Here is an 18,429-nt window from a genome sequence, read left to right as displayed (position 1 = left end):
TTGTTTAATCAAAAATACAATTTGAAATGGCTACGAATAGTAAACCAAACAAATTTGTAAAAGTTCATCAACCTACGAAAGATGGAAGAAAATACTTTTACAGAAGTAAACCCAAAAGTTGCCCTAAAAAGTAATGATTGGTAAAGGGAATGTGCAAGCATTCCCTTACTTATTTATAATACAGAATGTATATTTATGAAATTTAATAATATTACTTTTTTTATTTTAATGCTTAATGGGCATTTAGCAAATTTTATCATCAATATTTAAAGGGTAAAAATTCTCTTTTAAGCATAATAATAGGAAAATATATTACCGGAAAAAGAACATCGAAATTTGCCTTATTAATTAACCTCCTCGTGTTTATTAATTTTAACACAGCTTGTAAAGCAAACCGCTTAATGAGCTATTGCAAATTCTCTATCTTATTCTTTACACGACAGTCTAATATTATTTTATTTAATTAAACAAGAAATTTTCCTTGCTTCCTTATACCCTTACCCTATATATATTTATACTTAATTTAGGTATTATATTACTCTTTATACTAAGAGCTTCTGAGTAATGACTCAATTTTCTCGTCTAATTTAGCTCGAAATTCTTCCTTGAAACCATGTCTGAATTTTCGCTCATAATCATTATAAAAGTCTCTGTATTCTTTTTTAAACTTTGATTGTTTTTCCTTCTTCATCTGAGGCAACAATTCCTCGAAAAAAACATTTGGTGTAATACTTTTAATTCTTCTGACAATTTTGATTGAATAGTTATTCATAACGAAAATATTTGTTTGTTTATATTCTCAATAACTATAATAGAGATTTTGAAGAAGAAAAATCAGCTAATTAGGTATAATATTTCAAATATTAAAATTTAATTTGCTAATAATCAATATTTTATGTTTTTACTTTTATTTTCAGCCTAAATTGACTGTAGGTCATATTATACCAGAATCAGGTAATAGTATCTTTTGAAACTACTGCTGTTTAATCTGAGGGGGAAACGATAGGGGAAAGTCATCTTGGGAACGATGACTATTTTTGTCTACAAATAATAACTTAAAAACATAAAAAACCCCTAAAAATAGGGTTTTTTAAAATTTTCGAAGAATTATCTATCTTCAAAACCGTGGTCCCACCTGGGCTCGAACCAGGGACCCACCTGATTATGAGTCAGGTGCTCTAACCAACTGATTAAATTCACAATACAGATTAATTACTAACTTATTAATAATTAAAGTATGCCTATAAGTATGCCTTTTTCTTATATTTGTCCAACCTATAATAAAATGGACATTGGACATATATATCCTAATGTAATTATAGTGTATTAATTCTATATGTAAATTATGACTGAAAATAATAGTTACTCTGCTTTAAATCTATTCAATTTTGAGCATGAAGAACTTCCCAAACTAATAGACCCTTTGTTTCCTAAAATAGGACTTGCTTCTTTAGTTGGTTCTTCTGACACTGGCAAAAGTACTCTATTAAGACAATTAGCAATATCTGTCTCATTAGGTTTAGACAAGTTCATTGGATATAAGCTTTTTCCTCAGCATCAAAATGTAATTTTCATCAGTACAGAAGATGACCCAACTTCTACTAGTATTTCAATTAAGAAACCTATTTCAAAGATTATTAAAGATACCAATAAAGATATTAATCTATTAAATCATCTAAGGTTTATTTTTGAAGTAGACACTAATCTAACAAATCCTAATAATATTTTCAATGTATTAGAAAAGGACTTGAAAAGTAATCCAACAGACTTAATCATAGTTGATGCTTTTACTGATATTTTTAGTGGTGATATTAATTCCAGTACAAAGGTTAGGGAGTTTTTAAATCAGTTTAGTAAAATAGCCAAAACTTACAATTGTCTAATTCTCTTTCTCCATCATACAGGTAAGAAAGCCAGTAAATTTTCTGCTTCCAAAGACAACGTATTAGGCTCACAAGCATTTGAAGCCAAAATGAGAGTAGTTCTTGAACTAAAACCATTTCCAAATGATGAAAACCTAAGAACTTTAACTATTACTAAAGGTAACTATATCTCTTCTAAACTTAAAAAGTACTCTAAAATCCTTTCTTTTGATGAAGACACTCTATTGTTTTTTGACACTGGTAAGGAAGTACTAAGTGATTCTATTGCTTCTTTTGCATATACTAATCCTAAAAAAGATTTGATGTTACCTATTATTCAAAAGCTACATAAAGAAGGCAAATCTTTAAGACAGATAGAGACAGAGCTAAAAAGTCAAGGGTATAATATAGGTAAGTCCTCAATTTCAAATTATATCAAAGAACAGAAAAGTACTAACATAATAGAGAAAGAATTTGAGAATATTGATTATAGCCAGAATGTTAATAGTGATGAACCTGTAACATTATTATAGCTTTTTCCTTTTTTGATAACTTAATACAATTCTCTTTTCCTTTTCTAGTTTTCTCAATATTAGATAATACTTTCCAATATACCAGGAACAATAGTATGTATTGTTAATGAGCTTCTGCTCATAGGCAACACCTATAAACTGCTCTATCCATACTTTTAATTTAGTATGTAAATAAGGTTTGAAATAGTAGTCTATTTTAGTCAATACATCAGCATTATAATACAGCATTATCTTTTCAACTTTCAAGTCAAATAATTGCTCACTATCTACCTTGTCAAACTCATATACATCATAGCAATACTTTTTACAACAGTATTCTTCTTTATAAAAAAGCTTAAACTCATGTTTACATTGTTCTTCACCAATCCTAAATTTCAGATGCTTATGTATCTCATTTTTCATTTGGTTTACAGGTATAAAAAAACCACCTTATTTATGGTGGCTAAATATTAGTTATAATTACTCTTAACTCATGATAGGATCCCATAAGTATTAATCTATTTAAGGCTATTTCCTACAACATAAAAAATAACTCCAAAAACAACGTACATAACTGTTTTAGTGAGCAATATCTTTCTATCATAAATTAATTCAGAAGGATATAATCTAAATGCAATAAAAGGTGTTACTAAATACAGGCAGATAATATTGCTTATAATAAGTATCAACCAATGCAAGTTAATACCCTTATATAAAGGGAATAATGCAATTATAAATCCACTGAAAAATACCAGGAAAAGAAGTAATGTATTTTCACTTAATTTGCCATTTTCAAGTTCATAATTAAAAGCCTTATCTGGATTATACTTCTGCATTCTTTTAAATCTTCTAATTGTGTCTTGATAAGTTGCAAATGGTAGCTGAAATAAAACAGTTGAGATGATAAATAATAAAGTAGACATATATTTTATTCCTGGTTAAATTTAAACTGGTTATCTCCTACTTTCAATGTCATTACAGAACCTGAAATTGTGCCACTATTTAGGGGATTAAAAGTAGCTCCAGATTCATAGTTAAGCTTTATTGTACCAGTAGATGAATAAGTGTAAGTCCCATTATATGGTCCACTATTAATAATCCATTGATTCTGTGAGTTCTTTCCATATCCATACAGCTTAAAACTGTTGTTTTCTTTAAATTGAACTTGTACCTTCTCATTATCCCAATTTATGGTGTTATTGGTCATGATTTTAATTTCAGTAGAAGAGAATACTCCTGACCATGCAGTATTATCAAGCTTTACCAAGGTAGAATTATCATTGTTATTGTCATCATTATTACTACAAGATATTGTTAGTGTTAATAGTGCAATAAGTAATAAAATTAATTTTCTCATAAAATGTAAGTTTTTAAAATTTAACAAATATATTAAAGTTATCAATAATGATAACCTAAAATTATCATTTATGACCACTTTTGGCTATTAATATAAAAGAGTGGATAAAAAAGAGTTTCAGATTGCTATTGGTAAAAGAATAAGACAACTTCGTGAAGAAAAGAAAATATCACAAGTTGAGCTTGCTGCATTCTGTAACTTTGAAAAGTCTAATATGAGCAGACTTGAAGCTGGAAATACTAACCCTACAGCTTATACATTATATATTATTGCTCAAAAGTTAGAAGTTGAAGTCTTTGAGCTTCTTAATTTTGAAGTATAAATTAGCTATTAATACCTATCTGTTGTTATTTTCAAATCAAAACTAAATAGAAATTTATAGGTAACTTGGTAAGGCAGTATATACATAATTATTATAAAAACTTGTTTTCATCATTGAGACTATAGTAGTGATGTTTTGTAATAATCAAATGATCTAATAAAGACAAGTTCAATAGCTCACATGCTTTCTTTAATTTTTCTGTAATATTTATGTCTGAACTACTTGGATTAAGATTTCCACCTGGATGATTATGTACCAATATCAGTTGAGTAGCATTGCATTTAAGAGCTACAGCTAAAATAATTCTTATATCAACTACTGAACTATCTATACCTCCTTTTGAAACATCATAAATTCCTAAAACATAGTTTCCTTTATTCATTAAAATTACCTTACATTCTTCCTGAAATTCAATAATATTAAGATTCCAATTCTTAATAATTAACTCATAGGCTTCTTTATGATTTGTTATTCTTATTCTACTTTGATTATTAGTGTTATAACTGACTAATATTTCCATTGTATTGTAATATTTTATAAAAAAATCCAAACTTTACTGAAATCTATATATGATTTTACAGTAAAATTTGGATATTCTATGATTTGAGATTAAACAAACTCTACATGCTTTCCATTCTTAGAGAAAGACTCCATATCAGTAGCAAAGCTATTAACTACCTGTTTATTAACAGTATTTTCCTTTCCTGGTTCCTGTGCAGAGTACACAAAAACCTGTGATGGAGAATAATCATTTCTCCTGTGTCCTTAACAGTATATTCATAGGGTTCACATTCCTGCTTAATGATACTTCCTTGCATCTGAGTACCTATCAGAGCTTGACAAGTAAGTTCATCAAATGTTGATGTGATTGAAGCCTTTTTGGATGTAGCATAGAATTGATTTGTAGTCTGGCTCATAACCATTTCAATACCTCCTTGAACTTCTAGTACATAGAATGTAGAACCATCTTCTTTTTGTCTTTGTTTGTAGTTGATAATTGTTACCATTGTTTTGATTTTTGAGTTAGATAAAAACACCAGGAACAAAAGAATTGTGAGCAATAATACATCAGCTATCACCTTGATTGTATTACTACCTGCGAATTTTTTGTTTATATCATTACTGGTGGGGGGATGTTTTCTATTCCCAAGGATGGGTGGGGGTTTTTATAGGGGGGAACAAAAGAGAACTAAAGCTTAATTTTTTTTAAAAAAATTTTTTATAATAAAAAGTATGCAAATACTTTGCGTAGATCTAATGTAATTTTGACTAAATTTAATCATTATGCAAAATCAGTTAAAAGCTTTTTTAGAGTTAGATAATATAAATGAAAATACGCCAAATGAAATTAATCTAATCTTGGGTTCTATATATGAATACTCAAGAGAATTAAATACACTTAAAGATTTAGAAAAAGGGATTAAAATTTCATCAATGGTTAATTTAGATAACTTTACAGATGATGATAAAATGACATTTTATTACAATTTGTCTAATGCTTGGTCTTATAAAAAAATGATGATTCAAAATCTAAATAGTCCAGAGTTTTGGGAATTTGAAACTGAAGAATTAGTTCAAGAAATTCTAAATTGCAGAAAAGCTCTACTTCATTCTAAAGATACAAAAAACGTCTCTAGAAAATGTGAAGTATTGACAAATTTAGGTAATGATTTAAGCCATTTAGGAAGATTTTCAGAAGCAATAGATGCTTGGCAAAAAGTATTAAGTATTAAAAAAGATTTTCCAATGGCAATAGGAAATCTTGGGTTTGGATTATTTCATTATGCACAAGTTCTCTATGATGATTCTCACAAAGCTTACTTCTTAAAAGAATCATATAATTACTTAAAGAAAGCAATAATGTCAAATGATATTTATCCTGAAGCTAAAATGTCGTTTTCACAAATTGTTTCTTGGATAGAAGAAAAAGTAGATAATACATTTTTGAATTCTGAAAATATTTTTGACAATTATTCTTTAGGAGAAAGTTTAGAAGAAAAAAAATATAGGAAATGGTGTATTAATAATAGATTATTCTTAAATCCACTAAATGATATCATAAATGATGACATTGTTGCACAAGATATATTGTGTCTCCCAACAATTATTGTAAAAAAAGCAGATTTAGAGATTTATAATTATCATTCGTTTTTTAATCAAATTAAGCAAGAGTTTTGCTCTGCAAGATATTTATTTTATGATTCTATTACTAATCAAGAACCTCATTTCTCTGATAGAGAAAATGCTATCATAGACATTCTTGATTATTCAACATATTCCTATAATCTTGAAAAAAGTAAAATAGCATTTAGAACATTTTATTCCATTTTGGACAAAATTGCCTATTTAATAAATACTTATTTAAAATTAGGTTTTGAATCTAGAGAAGTAAATTATAGAAAAATATGGTATGTGAAAGGAAAACCAAATCCAATAATCATGGAAAGTCAAAATTGGGCATTAAGAGGATTGTTTTGGCTTTACAAAGATTTTTTTGAAAAAGAAGATTTACATTCATTTTTAGAACCAGAAGCTAAAGAGCTATCTACAATTAGAAATTTTATAGAACATAAATCATTTAAAATTGTCGAATTTGAAAACTCAAGAACCCCAAAAGATAATTTTACATATGTTATAGACAGAAATGATTTCATAGATAAAACATTTAAACTAATGAAAACAATTAGAGCTGCAATAATATATACTTCTCTATTCATTAATATCGAAGAAGGTAAAAAGGAATATAACTCTAATGAACTTGGAAGCATGCAATTATTTACTTTAGATGATCAATTTAAAAAATGATGGAAAAAGCTAACCTAAAAGAACTGTACCAAAAACTTGAACTTACTAAGGATATTAATACAAAAGACACTGATTATGTTCTTGAAATTAAGTTTGATGAGAGATTAAATGATGAAGAGATAGAACTTATTAAAATTGAAAGAAAAATTCTTTCACTAATGTTCAATAAAGGCAAACTTATAAGTAGATTTTTTAGTCCAGAAATTGTCTTTGATGAATTATTCTCTAATTATGAAACAGATTATATAAAAGAAAGGATTGAAAATACTCAAAACCCTTACATTACAATAAGATACCTTATTATCCTTTGGAATAAAACTAAAAATCAAGAATATTCAAAATTGGCATTTGACAAAACTTTTGATATTCTAAAAAAAAGTATTGACTCTAAAAACATCACATTTATTGATGCCAATGAATTATTGCTTATATGTAGAAACATTGTTGAAAAATCTAAATATAGAAAAGAAGATTTTTTAAATTTTCTTCAAGCTTTTAAACTGTACATTAAAACTCCTTATGATTTTTATTTCTATTTAGAGCAATTAGTTGATAATAAATTGATTTCGTCAGCATTACTAAATATAATAATTTCGGATTATATAGACTATGTAAAATTAGAAATACAATACTATTTTCACAACAAAAATGGACTTGAAACTTTACTCCCTTTAATTCAAAAGGCTAAGCTTTCGGTAAAAGAAGTATATTCTTTAATGGCTGAGAATGAGAAAATTTTAATTAATCATAGAGAAGAAAATGATTTTATCAAGCTAAATTTATTAAGAAAAAAAGCTGAATATGAAAAGTTGGCTGGAAAGGTTGAAGATAGTGAAAGAACTTTAGAAGAATTAACTAAAATTAAATTTGATATAAATCTTAATAAAACTAACTTCTCCATGTCAAGTGAAGACAGTAAAGAATTAGAGTTATTATGGAAAATCATTGACTCCAAAAGCTCGTTTCTTTCAACATTAAGTGCAGAATATATAATTGGATACTTTGCAACTGATTTTAAGAATTTACACACTGTAACAACTGAAAAAGGAAATAAACCATTATTAGATGGTGTTTTCAATACTATATTAATGGACATTAATAATAATACTACTGAAAAGAGAAGTAAGAATAATTTAAGTGAAAATATATCAGCTTACTACAGCTTATTCTTTATGCCAATATTTGAACAGACACTTTATAAATCAATTATTAATGGACATTTAAATTATCAAAACTTTAATGACTTCCTCAAAAATACATGGCTTGGACAACCTACTAAATTTTATAAAGGAAATATAGAAATTGAAGAAAGTTGGCTAACATTGCTTCAACCTGGCATATATAATTTTTTTAGTCTGTTTGAACATCAAGCTATCCATAACAAGCTCAAAACAGATCTTTACATTTTAAGTATTGATTCTTTAACTTTAAAGTTTGAAGGAATTCTTAGAGATTTCATAAGGCTTTTAGGAGGCTCAACAATAAAAATCAAAAATGGAGTTAGTGAAGAAATATTATTAGAAGAAATGCTTGAGCATAAAGTTATAAAAGAGAATTATGAAGAAGCGGAAATAGAATTATTTAAACTTGTTTTTACACGACAAGGCATTAATGTTAGAAATAATATTGCCCATAGTTTCTATAAAACAGCTGATTATAATTTCAAAACAATAAGTTTGATAATACTATGTATTCTAAGAATAGGTAGATTTCAATTTGAAATTTGAAAAAAAAAGTTTAAACTTGAATAACAAACTATAACCACGCTAAAAAATGCACATTAAACACATAACTATACAAAACTTTAGAAACTTCAAAAATTTTGAAATTGACTTTTCTGAAGGATTTCAGACTATAATAGGTGAAAATAATATAGGTAAAAGCAATCTATATTGGGCAATAAGATTAGTTCTAGACAAAAACTTATCCTATAACTCAAGAAATTTGGAACTGAAAGACTTTCATGGATTTAGAAATAAATTAAATATCGATGATTATATTCTTGTTAGTATAGAAATGTTTAGTAAAAAGCTTTCTGAATTTCCAACTTTCCATGCATTAAAAACATCAGATGATACAGCAAGAGTCACATTTTTGTTTGCTCACAAATTAAAATTCAATTCAGAATTTGAGATTGGGGAAACTATTGAAATGTCTGATTTTAGATGGCAACTTTTCGGAGGTGGTAATAGCTTAAAAATAGATGATATTTTGCAATTAACATCAATAAGAATGTCAGATTTAGAAGGAATTAATTTATACTATTTAAATGCTTTCAGAAATACTAGTACTGATTTGCATGGCTCAACTAAATCCCTTTTAAGTAAATTTTGTATCTCTAGAGAAAATTCAGATGGAGAACTTCAAGAAGTAAAAGACATATTGAGAAAATCATCTGATAGTCTAAATAAATTATCTTTTATTCCTAAAATCGCTTCCAATATTGAAGAAAAAGGGAAAAATATCGCAGGGGACTATTTTTCATTTCCTATATCTTTAAGTTTTATCTCAAATTATGACATAGATGCATGGAGCCAACTTAATGTTTATTACAACCCTACAGATGGAGTAAATATTCCCATCCAAACTCTTGGATTAGGGCAGAAGAATATACTTTACTTGAGCTTATTTATTGCGGAACTAGAAAACTCAAGTAGTGATTTTGAAATCAATATTTTATTAATAGAAGAACCGGAAGCACATTTGCATCCACAATTACAAAAAGTTCTATTTTCTAATCTTAATCAATTAAAAACTACACAAGTCTTTCTCTCATCACATTCAACTCACATAGCTAGTGATTGTGAATATAAAAATTTGAATATTTTGTATTTAAATTTATTAAAAGAGGTTAAATCTTTTTCTCCTTTCAAGGAAAACCTATTATTAGATAGAGAAAGATTATTATTAAAAAGATATTTGGATGCTACAAGAAGTGAAATTTTCTTCTCATCAGCTATTATATATGTGGAAGGAGTTTCAGAACAATTCATCATTCCTATTATTGCAAAGGAAAAATACAATATTGATCTTACTGAGCATAATATTTCTATTGTTCCAATTCATAGCAGATTTTTTGACCCATATTTAAAACTAGTAAATGATAATAATTTAGAGATACCAGCTGCCGCCATAATAGATGGAGATTTGCACTTAACTGATGAAGAATCAAGTTTCATAGCTACTGCAAAAAAATTAGAAGTTGAAAACAGAGTAATTGTTTGTGAAGGAACAAATACTCTAGAAATAGATATTTTCCCAAATTCTGATACTAATTCAAAATATTTAGAGCAGTGTTTTATCAACTTGGGACATCCTATATCCTATCAGAATTTATTAGAAATTACAAAATCCAACAAAGATTTGTGGCAAACAGAATTACTTAAGAGGATTGATGGTACAATAAAAAAAGGAAGATTTGCCCAAGAATTGAGTCTGTTAATTGATAAAGATTTTATAGTTCCTCCATATATTGAAAGAGCTATAAAACACATAATATCATGTAAAAAACTACAATATGGATTATCTTAATGAGATTCAAAAGCAAGCAGTCTATGAGTATAATAATGGCTTAATTGTAAGTGCTTCACCAGGAACAGGCAAAACAAAAACATTAGTAGCCAGAGCAAATAAAAAACTTACAAATCTGCCTAAACATAAAAAATTAGCATTAATAACATATACAAATGCAGCAGCTGATGAAATTGCATCAAGGTTAGACTATACAGAAAATGATGTATTTATTGGAACTATTCATAGATTTTGTTTAGAATATATTTTAAGACCTTTTTCATGGATATATAAATGGGACAAACCCAGGATTGCATCCTATAGTGATTTTAAAGAATTTTTAGAAATCAATAAATTATCTACAATTCAACTTGAAGACCTAAACAAAATAAAAAAAAATCTTGATGGCTCTTTAATAATCCCAACTGAATGGCTCCACAAAATTACATTTGAAGAATTATCAAGAATATATTATGATTTTCTTAAACAAAGAAAGCTTATTGATTTCAATGAAATACTATTTCGTTCCTATATTATTATTTCAAAGAACTTATTTACTGCTAAATCAGTATCTAATATTTTCATGGAAATTTCTGTAGATGAATTTCAGGATACAAATATTTTCCAATATGAAATTTTAAAAAAAATAAAAAATAATGGGGATACATCGTTTTTTATTGTAGGAGATGAAAAACAAAAAATTTATAGTTTTGCAGGGGCTTTAAATGAAACATTCACTATTGCTAAAAAGGATTTTGGTTATGAAATCCTTGATTTAAACTATACTTATAGATCAACTAAAAAGATTGTAACAGGGTATTCAAAATTGTTTTCAGATCATCCAACTTTAATAAACTCATCAAAATATAAAGATATTCCCTTCGATATCAGATTTCATCAAACTAAAAAGGATGACAATAATCTTTATATTAAACAAATTATTGATAGTCTGATAAAAGCCAAAGCACAAGTTGGTAATATTGCAATCTTAACAACATCTTGGTTTGACGCCTATAATATTGGAAGCTACTTAAGAGAGTATTTCAACATTATTGGATTAGGTGCATTACCACATTCTAATATATCTAACACTGTATTTGCTATCTTAAAAACTTTAAGTAGATATTCAGTAGATTCCTCGATTAGGAACTTAAAAATTATAAAAAGAAATATTGAACTTTTAATCTTAGAAAAGAACATTGATTTCAATGAAAAAGAAATTGTGTTTGCAACAAATAAATTAATAAGTCAATTTCAAAAAATTAATATAAATACAGGATTAAAAGAATCATTATTACAATATCAAAATATAATATCTCTGATTTTTAAGATTGATGTTCCTGAAGTAGATGAGATCTTGACAATAGTAAATGATGACGAAGCTTTAAATTGGAACTTTAAAAAGTATATAGAAACATTATCTGGCATTAATGGTATAACTATAAACACTATACACCAGGCTAAAGGGCTTGAATATGATTTTGTAATATTAAATGGCATAAATGAAAATAGAATACCATACCAAAGATGTATAGATCATGTAAAATATATTTATGAGGAATTAACAGATGAATCTATTCAAAATGGAAGAACTCTATTATACGTTGGTATGAGTAGAGCAAAAATTGGTTTATTTATTCTACACAATTGGAAGCCTTCAATGTTTATTAGTCAGATTAAATTGTAATCAAGTTCAGTCAATGAGTTATTGTATTTATACAATAAGCCTTTTTGTACTTTTTATAGTGATTGTATTTGTAGGTCTTATAATAATGTTATGATTTAGTAATATATCTTCAATTGATTCATCTCTAGGTTTAAAAGATTCACTAAAATCTTCTATCAATGTTGGAAAGGAAACTACTCCTGTAACTCTTCTACCTTTCTCAATCAATCCTTTACTTCTAAAATAAGCAACAGTTTCTTTTATTTTTTCAACCATAATATATGGATAGTCATTTTCCTCCCTAAATGCATTTTCAAGACTATGACAATACTTTGTTTCTACACAAAGAATCCAGTCATTATCATTACCTGCAGTTGGAAATACAACACATTCACATTGTTTACAGCATACAACCGTTGAAACTTCAAGACAGTTTTCACCAAATAAAATAAAATAGCTTTCTATTTTACTAGGGTTATGTAGATGTACAGATGCTACTTCTGGTTCAGTACAACTACATTCTATATCTCCACCATTAATATTCTTGTAATCAACAATAAAAAAATTTTCACAATCTAATACGTCTAATGAATATTTTGATATTACAGTTGCGATCTTATCCTTCATAAGTAAAGAAACTTAACATATTATAATATTCATCCATAATGTCTTTTGTTATTTCATTGAAATAGTGCTTAGTGACAGTTTTTGTTCTCTTATCTTTAACCGACATCAACTTTCCTTCTTTTACTTCATATATTGAAACATCATCAGGATTAATCCAAGACTTTGTACTTTTAAATGAATTTATCTCATCCTTTTCAAGTTCGCCTTTTATATTATATCCCATTAAACAATTATTAATAGAATATAATATATATGGGCTATGAGTTGTGATAATCAAAGAGTGTTTTTTACTATTATTAACAATTGTTTTAAATAAATAATTGATTAAATCTCTTTGAGTTGTTGGAAAAAGATTTTGTTCAGGTTCTTCGATTATAAATTGCGTTTTATGATAATTTACGATATTTTTCATACTATACTTAGTAAGAAATTTAAGAAAATCAGGATCCAAATTATAATCTTTTATATCAATATTATCCACTTTATATTTCTCTAAAAGTTTCACAATATTAGATTGAATAGAATCTAGTTCTCTAACAGAAACAGAATTGTTAGTTTTGTAAATTTCTTTTGATAAATGTTCTACAATGAGAATTAATGGTAGTATTGATTGTATTCCACTTGAACCTTCTTGTAATAATATTTCTTTGTTATTTGATAGTTTTAATAAGTCTTGGTCTGCATCAATATTGTTATAGTATTTAATCCCAAGATTTAAAATAGAAAGGCTATTTCTATTTGTGAATGACCTTTTCGCTGAATACCAATCATATACAAAGCTCATTATATTATCATTTGTTTCTTTATATTTGCTTAAATTAGGAATTGCAGAAACAAAATTTCTTTCGGAAGGTATATAAATATTTTTAGTTTTCTTATATGCTTTTCTTGTGTTCTTTTTTGTGATTCTCTGTGTCAAATTCTCTCCTGAATATGATATAATCAAAAAATCACTACTATATTCAAAATATGATTCTTTAGTAAAATAATTTTTCCCCAATCTATGGAATTCCAAAAGTTGTTCTTTTACATCATAGTCATATTTTTCATCAATTAAAAATCTCTTCTCAACCCATTGACAATAGCTAATAATTTTAGCAATTGTACTTTTCCCACTACTTTGTGGTCCCATAAATATATTAACTCTTGATAAATGAATATCAACATATTCAATGGGGCCAACATTTTTAATAACTAATTTTTCCATTAATTCAATTTAAAAAAAGTTTACAAGCTTATAAGCTAAACCTTCCTAAGCAAAAATAATATTTTAAATCAAGAAATAATAAAACTATCCTATATTTCTATAGGATAGCATTTCTAACTCAAAAACCAATGATAATCAGAATTACCATTGAGTGTTTTCTGAATACCTTTGTTAAATTCAAAAGCGTTCAAATTCCTGTCAAGAAAAGTATCTATATAACTACTCTTATTAGCTTGTGTAAAGAGATTATATACATTCCATAGGTTAATCTCTCCATTATCATCTTTACAAAAGCTTTCATCTTCGTAGTAGTCTTTAGCTATTGTATTCAACTGACTATCATTGAAGGTTAATTGAGGGATATTTAATCTCTGTTTTTCAGTTTTAGATATATGTTGATATAGTCTTGTTCTTCCCAATAACTGAGCAAACTGATGTTCAGTTAAGTAATAATCTGAAAACTCTTTCATTTCCAATAAATATTGTTGTGCATTGTATTCTGTTAAAGTGTTCATTATTTTACCATGCAACTCTTGGTATGAGCTTACCCTCATATCATCTACAAAGCCATCATTCCAAACACATAAATTGCAGCAAACTTTGTTCTGGAAACCAATGAAAAACTTAAATTTTTCAAAAGTCTTCTTATTGTATAAATTCTCCTGATTATAGGCTCTAACTCCACCAATTGTTAATGATAATTCATTACCATTAATCGAGTCAGTTATACCAGGAATTCTAATGATGAAAGCCATTCTCTCAAAATACTGTGTTCTTTCATGATCTAATAGATCTTTTGCATTCTTGTAAATAGCATCAGGAGTTCTGCCTTTAATTTGATGAGAAACTCTTATTTCAGGTTGCATAAAAGATTGATGAGAAAACACCTTACTAATGCAGTCTTGTGTAATATCAATAAATTCCTGATGAGCAATGGTTTTTTCATTGTCCTTAGAGAATACAGGAATGATACAATCATTCTTTAATTGATAAAGATCAATTTCTTGTGTATTGGCTTCAATAAAAGGTTTGTTTTTATAAATAGAATTCTGAGAAAAAATTACACCATCATTATTATCAATGTCACTACTATCAAATATATTTACACTCTTTAACTCTATTATGTTAGCACTTTTTGCAGGTTTAAGGTCAAATGCCTCTTCTAATGTAGCTGGTCTGATTTTATTAATGGTATCCATTGGTTGAAAAGTTTTGAGGATTGGATAATTTGATTAAGAATGATTTTCTAGCCTCATATTGAGGTCTTAATTCTTCCTGGTACTCAGGATATTGTTTATAGATAGCTAAAAGCTCTGCAATGGTATTACTAGTTTTAATCTTAGTTAGAATACCATCTTTAGATAAGCATTCTCCACCAGGATCAAAAGTAATAGATGTGATAGAGCTTTGAGAGCTGGCAGGAGAATCAATACTATTTGAAACAGTTGCAGTTTCTGCAATTCCAGAATTACACCAGTTCAATATTAATTTACCTGTGTCAGAGGTAATAATAAATTCAGGTTTATTCATAAATAAGCCTGTTCTGTCCTTACTTGCCTTAGCTAAATGGTTTTCATTGACTAGCTCAAAATTTATAGTTAATTCATACTCAAAACCATCTCTGGTAATCTCTTTTGTTCCATGCTTTACTACTTGGGTTTTACCATTGCTCCCAACATCTAAAGAATAGTCTATTTTTCTCCTGGTAGTGGTAATAATATGACAACTTGACTGCAATATCTTATTGATAAAAGCTTGATGCCTTGGTGTGACATTAGCCCAATCCTGAAATCTCCCACCTAGTTTCTCATGAATATCAAGGCATCCACCAGTACCATTCCATTCATGGCTTACAGAATCAATGATTATTACTTCAATTCCTGACTTCTCACACAGTTCAATAGCCTGAATATACCTTTCAGGAGAATAAGGTGCTTGCAGGTCAAGTACATTGTAGTTTCCTAAGTCTGAATAAAGAGAAGCAGAGGAGTTCTCTGTATCTATAACAGCTATTTTATTCCAATCCTGTGTCATTCCATAGGCTAATAATAAAGCTGATTTAGTCTTTCCAAAGCCTGATGCTCCTGAAAGCCCTAATCTGAGCCTTACTTGCTTTCTTTGTGATTGTTTTAATTGCATAATTTTAAATATTTAATGGTTAATTTTGAAATGAAATTTTGTTAAGTTTTAATCTTAATTATGTTTTTATGAAATTTGAAAATTCTCCCTTATTTTTTTTTGAGAGCCTTTTGGAATATGATAAATATGATATATTGAAGAAAGAATTCATTATCAATTATATTGATAATAATGGATCTCCTAAAGAAGTAAATATGAAGAAAGGAGTGATTGAAGAATGGAATGAAAAATATTATTTCTCAACTAATTTTAATCACCAAATTGAACAACAAGGACAGATAGCTAAAAAAAATATAGGAATAGTTATTAGTGAATCTATTGAAAAAAATTTAAGCCCTAAGCTATTTTTAGAAGCACAGATTAAAATATTAAATATCTTATTATTTAAAGCAGAAGCTTTATATCCAACTCAACCTGTTGTAAAAAAAATTTTACTTGAACTAATAGAATATATCAACAAATATATTAATGTCTCTAGCAAAAATGAAGAAAGAAAGCTTATGATATTAGAAGAAAGCTCCACTCTATCTTACAATTGGAAATCAGACAATTATGACACAAAATTAATTTTGATTGAAAAGCTATATGGTTTATTACTTATAGAACCTCCCATTATTAAATGTGATAAACAAGATTTCATTAACGCTTTTACCCAAAGAATAGTAAATCAAGGCATTAACTGGAATGTGAAAGGAAAAAATGGTTCAATATCCAAGTCATCTCTTATTTACTTTATAGATAAACTAATTAATGAGGACTTCATCAGTGATGTAGGAGCAGATTACAATAAAAAAATTGAATATGTATTTAGAGATAATTTTGGAAAAAACCTCAAAAATATAAAAGAATCAAAAAGTAATTATTCAAAAAAACCAACTGCTTCTGAAAGGATTGACAATATTTTAGAACAACTTATTATTTCTCAATAAATTACATTATACCTTAACCTCGAAGTTAAGGTATAATTAAAATATGTAAAGATATTTCTGCAATTCTTTTGTGTCATAAAATATTAAAATTATGACACAAGAATTAACGCCAAAGAGCTTAACTCTTTATATTCCTCAAAACTTTGATATTGATAAATTAATTACAAATAATCCTCCTAATTTCAAATACCAAAAAGACCATTTTATCTATTTGGTTCATCTTATTACTGAAATTCCTAATAGAAATAAGAATATTGATATGTTTTATATCCCTTTTTATAGTTCACTTATACAGAGAAGAGTGAGAGAATATAGAAAGTATCTTAACTATTTAGTTAATAATAAAGTTTTTGTAGAAGATAGACAATATATTGTTGGCAAGAAATCAAGAGGTTTTAGATTTCATGTTGATTATCAGACAGAGATTAAACCTACTCACATTACAAACAAACCTTTAATAAAAAGTATTTTAAATTTTATTCATCTTGATAATAGCGATATTAATAGTGATGAAATCATTCCTAAAGATACTAAAGAACTGGATTATTTATTAAAATGGTTCAATGGTAAATTAACTGTTGATTTCGTAGGTGCAAAAAAGCACCTTTTTAATCTATATGAAATTGAAAAAAAAAGCCATAATGTTTTCGCTTCTGATAAACCATGTAATGCTATGGCAAGATTTAATAGTAGATACATAGTACTTTTAAAGCTTAAAAGACAAGAGTTTTTACATACTGTTGATTCAACAGCAGGTAGATTACATACCATTTTAACTCAATTAAAAGGAGATTTAAGACAATTTGTGACCTATGATGGTCAACCATTAGTTGCTATTGATATAACAAATTCACAGCCTTATTTGTCTACTGTATTATTTAATGAAGAAAAATTCAACGAAAATAATATTCTATCAACAGTAAAACTATACAACAAATCCTATCTCCCAAAAGATGATATTCAAAACTTTCTACCCTATTACGTTAATAAAAATGTAAAAAAAGCTTGTAAGTCAGAAAACGTCAATCATTACATGGACATTGTAAAATCTGGTCAACTCTATGAAGAGTTTGGAAAAATACTTTTAAATAAAGGAATAATTACTGATGAAACTTGTATAAGAAAACAAGCAAAAACAATTATTTTCAGTTCAATTTTTAGTCCTAATCAATCTATTGCTTATAATCAATCTATGGTTATTTTCAAAGATTTATTTCCAGATGTTTACGAAATTTATAGACAGATTAAACAAGGTGAACATAGAACTTTAGCTTGCTTATTACAAAATATTGAAGCAAAATTAGTACTTCATACTGCTTGTAAAATTATAGCAGAAGAACAACCAGAAGTACCAATATTTACATTACATGATTCTATCATAACAACTTCTGGCAATGAACAATATGTTTATAAAATACTCTATGATGTACTATTAAATGCCATAGGTATTCCTCCAAGTTTAAAATTTGAAAGATGGGAAAAGGTAGCCTAGC

At 27.3% G+C, this 18,429-nt stretch carries 18 protein-coding genes and 1 tRNA gene; 8 read left to right on the top strand and 11 right to left on the bottom strand.

The window, feature by feature from the left end; translation table 11 throughout:
* Window positions 1-547: 547 nt before the first annotated feature.
* Window positions 548-772: a hypothetical protein gene (locus OK18_RS11650; RefSeq protein ID WP_053328096.1), complete on the bottom strand. Its 225-nt coding sequence runs from the start codon at window positions 770-772 to the stop codon at window positions 548-550.
* Window positions 773-1,126: 354 nt separating this feature from the next.
* A tRNA-OTHER gene (locus OK18_RS21210) sits at window positions 1,127-1,191 on the bottom strand.
* Window positions 1,192-1,345: 154 nt separating this feature from the next.
* Between OK18_RS21210 and OK18_RS11645 the strand changes: the two genes are divergently transcribed.
* A complete protein-coding gene (locus OK18_RS11645; RefSeq protein WP_053328095.1) occupies window positions 1,346-2,395 on the top strand; it encodes an AAA family ATPase in 1,050 nt (349 codons plus the stop codon).
* Here the strand turns inward: OK18_RS11645 and OK18_RS11640 are convergent.
* From OK18_RS11640 to OK18_RS11630, 3 genes are all read right to left on the bottom strand, one after another.
* Entirely contained in the window at window positions 2,390-2,797 is a 408-nt protein-coding gene (locus OK18_RS11640) for a hypothetical protein (RefSeq protein ID WP_053328094.1), read from the bottom strand. The two genes, OK18_RS11645 and OK18_RS11640, sit on opposite strands and share 6 nt — an antisense overlap.
* 95 nt (window positions 2,798-2,892) lie before the next feature.
* Entirely contained in the window at window positions 2,893-3,297 is a 405-nt protein-coding gene (locus tag OK18_RS11635; RefSeq protein WP_156173272.1) for a hypothetical protein, read from the bottom strand.
* Between the two features lie 5 nt (window positions 3,298-3,302).
* A complete protein-coding gene (locus tag OK18_RS11630) occupies window positions 3,303-3,731 on the bottom strand; it encodes a hypothetical protein (RefSeq protein ID WP_053328092.1) in 429 nt (142 codons plus the stop codon).
* A gap of 100 nt (window positions 3,732-3,831) precedes the next feature.
* Between OK18_RS11630 and OK18_RS11625 the strand changes: the two genes are divergently transcribed.
* On the top strand, window positions 3,832-4,053 hold the full coding sequence (locus tag OK18_RS11625) for a helix-turn-helix domain-containing protein (RefSeq protein ID WP_053328091.1): 222 nt from the start codon (window positions 3,832-3,834) through the stop codon (window positions 4,051-4,053).
* Between the two features lie 91 nt (window positions 4,054-4,144).
* Here the strand turns inward: OK18_RS11625 and OK18_RS11620 are convergent, their stop codons facing one another.
* On the bottom strand, window positions 4,145-4,573 hold the full coding sequence (locus tag OK18_RS11620) for a JAB domain-containing protein (protein ID WP_053328090.1): 429 nt from the start codon (window positions 4,571-4,573) through the stop codon (window positions 4,145-4,147).
* Between the two features lie 154 nt (window positions 4,574-4,727).
* Complete coding sequence (locus tag OK18_RS11615; protein WP_228377594.1) at window positions 4,728-5,060, bottom strand: hypothetical protein; 333 nt, start codon at window positions 5,058-5,060, stop codon at window positions 4,728-4,730.
* Between the two features lie 277 nt (window positions 5,061-5,337).
* Here OK18_RS11615 and OK18_RS11610 point away from each other — a divergent pair, with 277 nt between their 5' ends.
* Genes OK18_RS11610 through OK18_RS11595 form a run of 4 tightly spaced genes read left to right on the top strand, consistent with a single transcriptional unit; the run spans window position 5,338 to window position 12,055 of the window.
* Window positions 5,338-6,858: an LA2681 family HEPN domain-containing protein gene (locus OK18_RS11610; protein ID WP_053328089.1), complete on the top strand. Its 1,521-nt coding sequence runs from the start codon at window positions 5,338-5,340 to the stop codon at window positions 6,856-6,858.
* Entirely contained in the window at window positions 6,855-8,585 is a 1,731-nt protein-coding gene (locus OK18_RS11605; RefSeq protein ID WP_053328088.1) for a DUF4209 domain-containing protein, read from the top strand. Before OK18_RS11610 ends, OK18_RS11605 begins: the two co-directional genes overlap by 4 nt.
* A gap of 46 nt (window positions 8,586-8,631) precedes the next feature.
* Window positions 8,632-10,389 carry an ATP-dependent nuclease gene (locus OK18_RS11600; protein ID WP_053328087.1) on the top strand — a complete coding sequence of 586 codons (1,758 nt, stop codon included), beginning with the start codon at window positions 8,632-8,634 and terminating at the stop codon, window positions 10,387-10,389.
* Complete coding sequence (locus tag OK18_RS11595; protein WP_053328086.1) at window positions 10,376-12,055, top strand: UvrD-helicase domain-containing protein; 1,680 nt, start codon at window positions 10,376-10,378, stop codon at window positions 12,053-12,055. The genes OK18_RS11600 and OK18_RS11595 overlap by 14 nt, the downstream gene beginning before the upstream one ends.
* Before the next feature lie 27 nt (window positions 12,056-12,082).
* Here the strand turns inward: OK18_RS11595 and OK18_RS11590 are convergent, their stop codons facing one another.
* From OK18_RS11590 to OK18_RS11575, 4 genes are all read right to left on the bottom strand, one after another.
* Window positions 12,083-12,661: a hypothetical protein gene (locus OK18_RS11590; protein ID WP_053328085.1), complete on the bottom strand. Its 579-nt coding sequence runs from the start codon at window positions 12,659-12,661 to the stop codon at window positions 12,083-12,085.
* Window positions 12,651-13,868 (bottom strand): AAA family ATPase, encoded by a 1,218-nt coding sequence (locus tag OK18_RS11585; protein ID WP_053328084.1) that lies wholly within the window; start codon window positions 13,866-13,868, stop codon window positions 12,651-12,653. Before OK18_RS11585 ends, OK18_RS11590 begins: the two co-directional genes overlap by 11 nt.
* Window positions 13,869-13,981: 113 nt before the next feature.
* Complete coding sequence (locus OK18_RS11580; RefSeq protein ID WP_053328083.1) at window positions 13,982-15,067, bottom strand: DUF3871 family protein; 1,086 nt, start codon at window positions 15,065-15,067, stop codon at window positions 13,982-13,984.
* Window positions 15,054-16,007 (bottom strand): AAA family ATPase, encoded by a 954-nt coding sequence (locus OK18_RS11575; RefSeq protein WP_053328082.1) that lies wholly within the window; start codon window positions 16,005-16,007, stop codon window positions 15,054-15,056. Before OK18_RS11575 ends, OK18_RS11580 begins: the two co-directional genes overlap by 14 nt.
* Window positions 16,008-16,075: 68 nt before the next feature.
* Between OK18_RS11575 and OK18_RS11570 the strand changes: the two genes are divergently transcribed.
* Both OK18_RS11570 and OK18_RS11565 read left to right on the top strand, forming a co-directional pair.
* Window positions 16,076-16,936 (top strand): hypothetical protein, encoded by an 861-nt coding sequence (locus OK18_RS11570; RefSeq protein ID WP_053328081.1) that lies wholly within the window; start codon window positions 16,076-16,078, stop codon window positions 16,934-16,936.
* Window positions 16,937-17,027: 91 nt separating this feature from the next.
* Complete coding sequence (locus OK18_RS11565) at window positions 17,028-18,428, top strand: hypothetical protein (protein ID WP_053328080.1); 1,401 nt, start codon at window positions 17,028-17,030, stop codon at window positions 18,426-18,428.
* Window position 18,429 lies beyond the last annotated feature (1 nt).

It is taken from the genome of Chryseobacterium gallinarum (assembly GCF_001021975.1).
In the GTDB taxonomy this organism is placed as follows: domain Bacteria; phylum Bacteroidota; class Bacteroidia; order Flavobacteriales; family Weeksellaceae; genus Chryseobacterium; species Chryseobacterium gallinarum.
The sequence above is the reverse complement of the archived record's forward strand: the minus strand, read 5'-3'. Positions and strand labels throughout refer to the sequence as shown.

What these genes read in the sequence shown, in the direction of transcription:
- OK18_RS11610 (WP_053328089.1), top strand. Translation starts at nt 5,338, where the DNA reads ATGCAAAATCAGTTAAAAGCTTTTTTAGAGTTAGATAATATAAATGAA.
- OK18_RS11585 (WP_053328084.1), bottom strand. Translation starts at nt 13,868, where the DNA reads ATGGAAAAATTAGTTATTAAAAATGTTGGCCCCATTGAATATGTTGAT.
- OK18_RS11580 (WP_053328083.1), bottom strand. Translation starts at nt 15,067, where the DNA reads ATGGATACCATTAATAAAATCAGACCAGCTACATTAGAAGAGGCATTT.
- OK18_RS11630 (WP_053328092.1), bottom strand. Translation starts at nt 3,731, where the DNA reads ATGAGAAAATTAATTTTATTACTTATTGCACTATTAACACTAACAATA.
- OK18_RS11635 (WP_156173272.1), bottom strand. Translation starts at nt 3,297, where the DNA reads ATGTCTACTTTATTATTTATCATCTCAACTGTTTTATTTCAGCTACCA.
- OK18_RS11575 (WP_053328082.1), bottom strand. Translation starts at nt 16,007, where the DNA reads ATGCAATTAAAACAATCACAAAGAAAGCAAGTAAGGCTCAGATTAGGG.
- OK18_RS11605 (WP_053328088.1), top strand. Translation starts at nt 6,855, where the DNA reads ATGATGGAAAAAGCTAACCTAAAAGAACTGTACCAAAAACTTGAACTT.
- OK18_RS11615 (WP_228377594.1), bottom strand. Translation starts at nt 5,060, where the DNA reads ATGGTAACAATTATCAACTACAAACAAAGACAAAAAGAAGATGGTTCT.
- OK18_RS11565 (WP_053328080.1), top strand. Translation starts at nt 17,028, where the DNA reads ATGACACAAGAATTAACGCCAAAGAGCTTAACTCTTTATATTCCTCAA.
- OK18_RS11650 (WP_053328096.1), bottom strand. Translation starts at nt 772, where the DNA reads ATGAATAACTATTCAATCAAAATTGTCAGAAGAATTAAAAGTATTACA.
- OK18_RS11590 (WP_053328085.1), bottom strand. Translation starts at nt 12,661, where the DNA reads ATGAAGGATAAGATCGCAACTGTAATATCAAAATATTCATTAGACGTA.
- OK18_RS11645 (WP_053328095.1), top strand. Translation starts at nt 1,346, where the DNA reads ATGACTGAAAATAATAGTTACTCTGCTTTAAATCTATTCAATTTTGAG.
- OK18_RS11595 (WP_053328086.1), top strand. Translation starts at nt 10,376, where the DNA reads ATGGATTATCTTAATGAGATTCAAAAGCAAGCAGTCTATGAGTATAAT.
- OK18_RS11570 (WP_053328081.1), top strand. Translation starts at nt 16,076, where the DNA reads ATGAAATTTGAAAATTCTCCCTTATTTTTTTTTGAGAGCCTTTTGGAA.
- OK18_RS11600 (WP_053328087.1), top strand. Translation starts at nt 8,632, where the DNA reads ATGCACATTAAACACATAACTATACAAAACTTTAGAAACTTCAAAAAT.
- OK18_RS11620 (WP_053328090.1), bottom strand. Translation starts at nt 4,573, where the DNA reads ATGGAAATATTAGTCAGTTATAACACTAATAATCAAAGTAGAATAAGA.
- OK18_RS11640 (WP_053328094.1), bottom strand. Translation starts at nt 2,797, where the DNA reads ATGAAAAATGAGATACATAAGCATCTGAAATTTAGGATTGGTGAAGAA.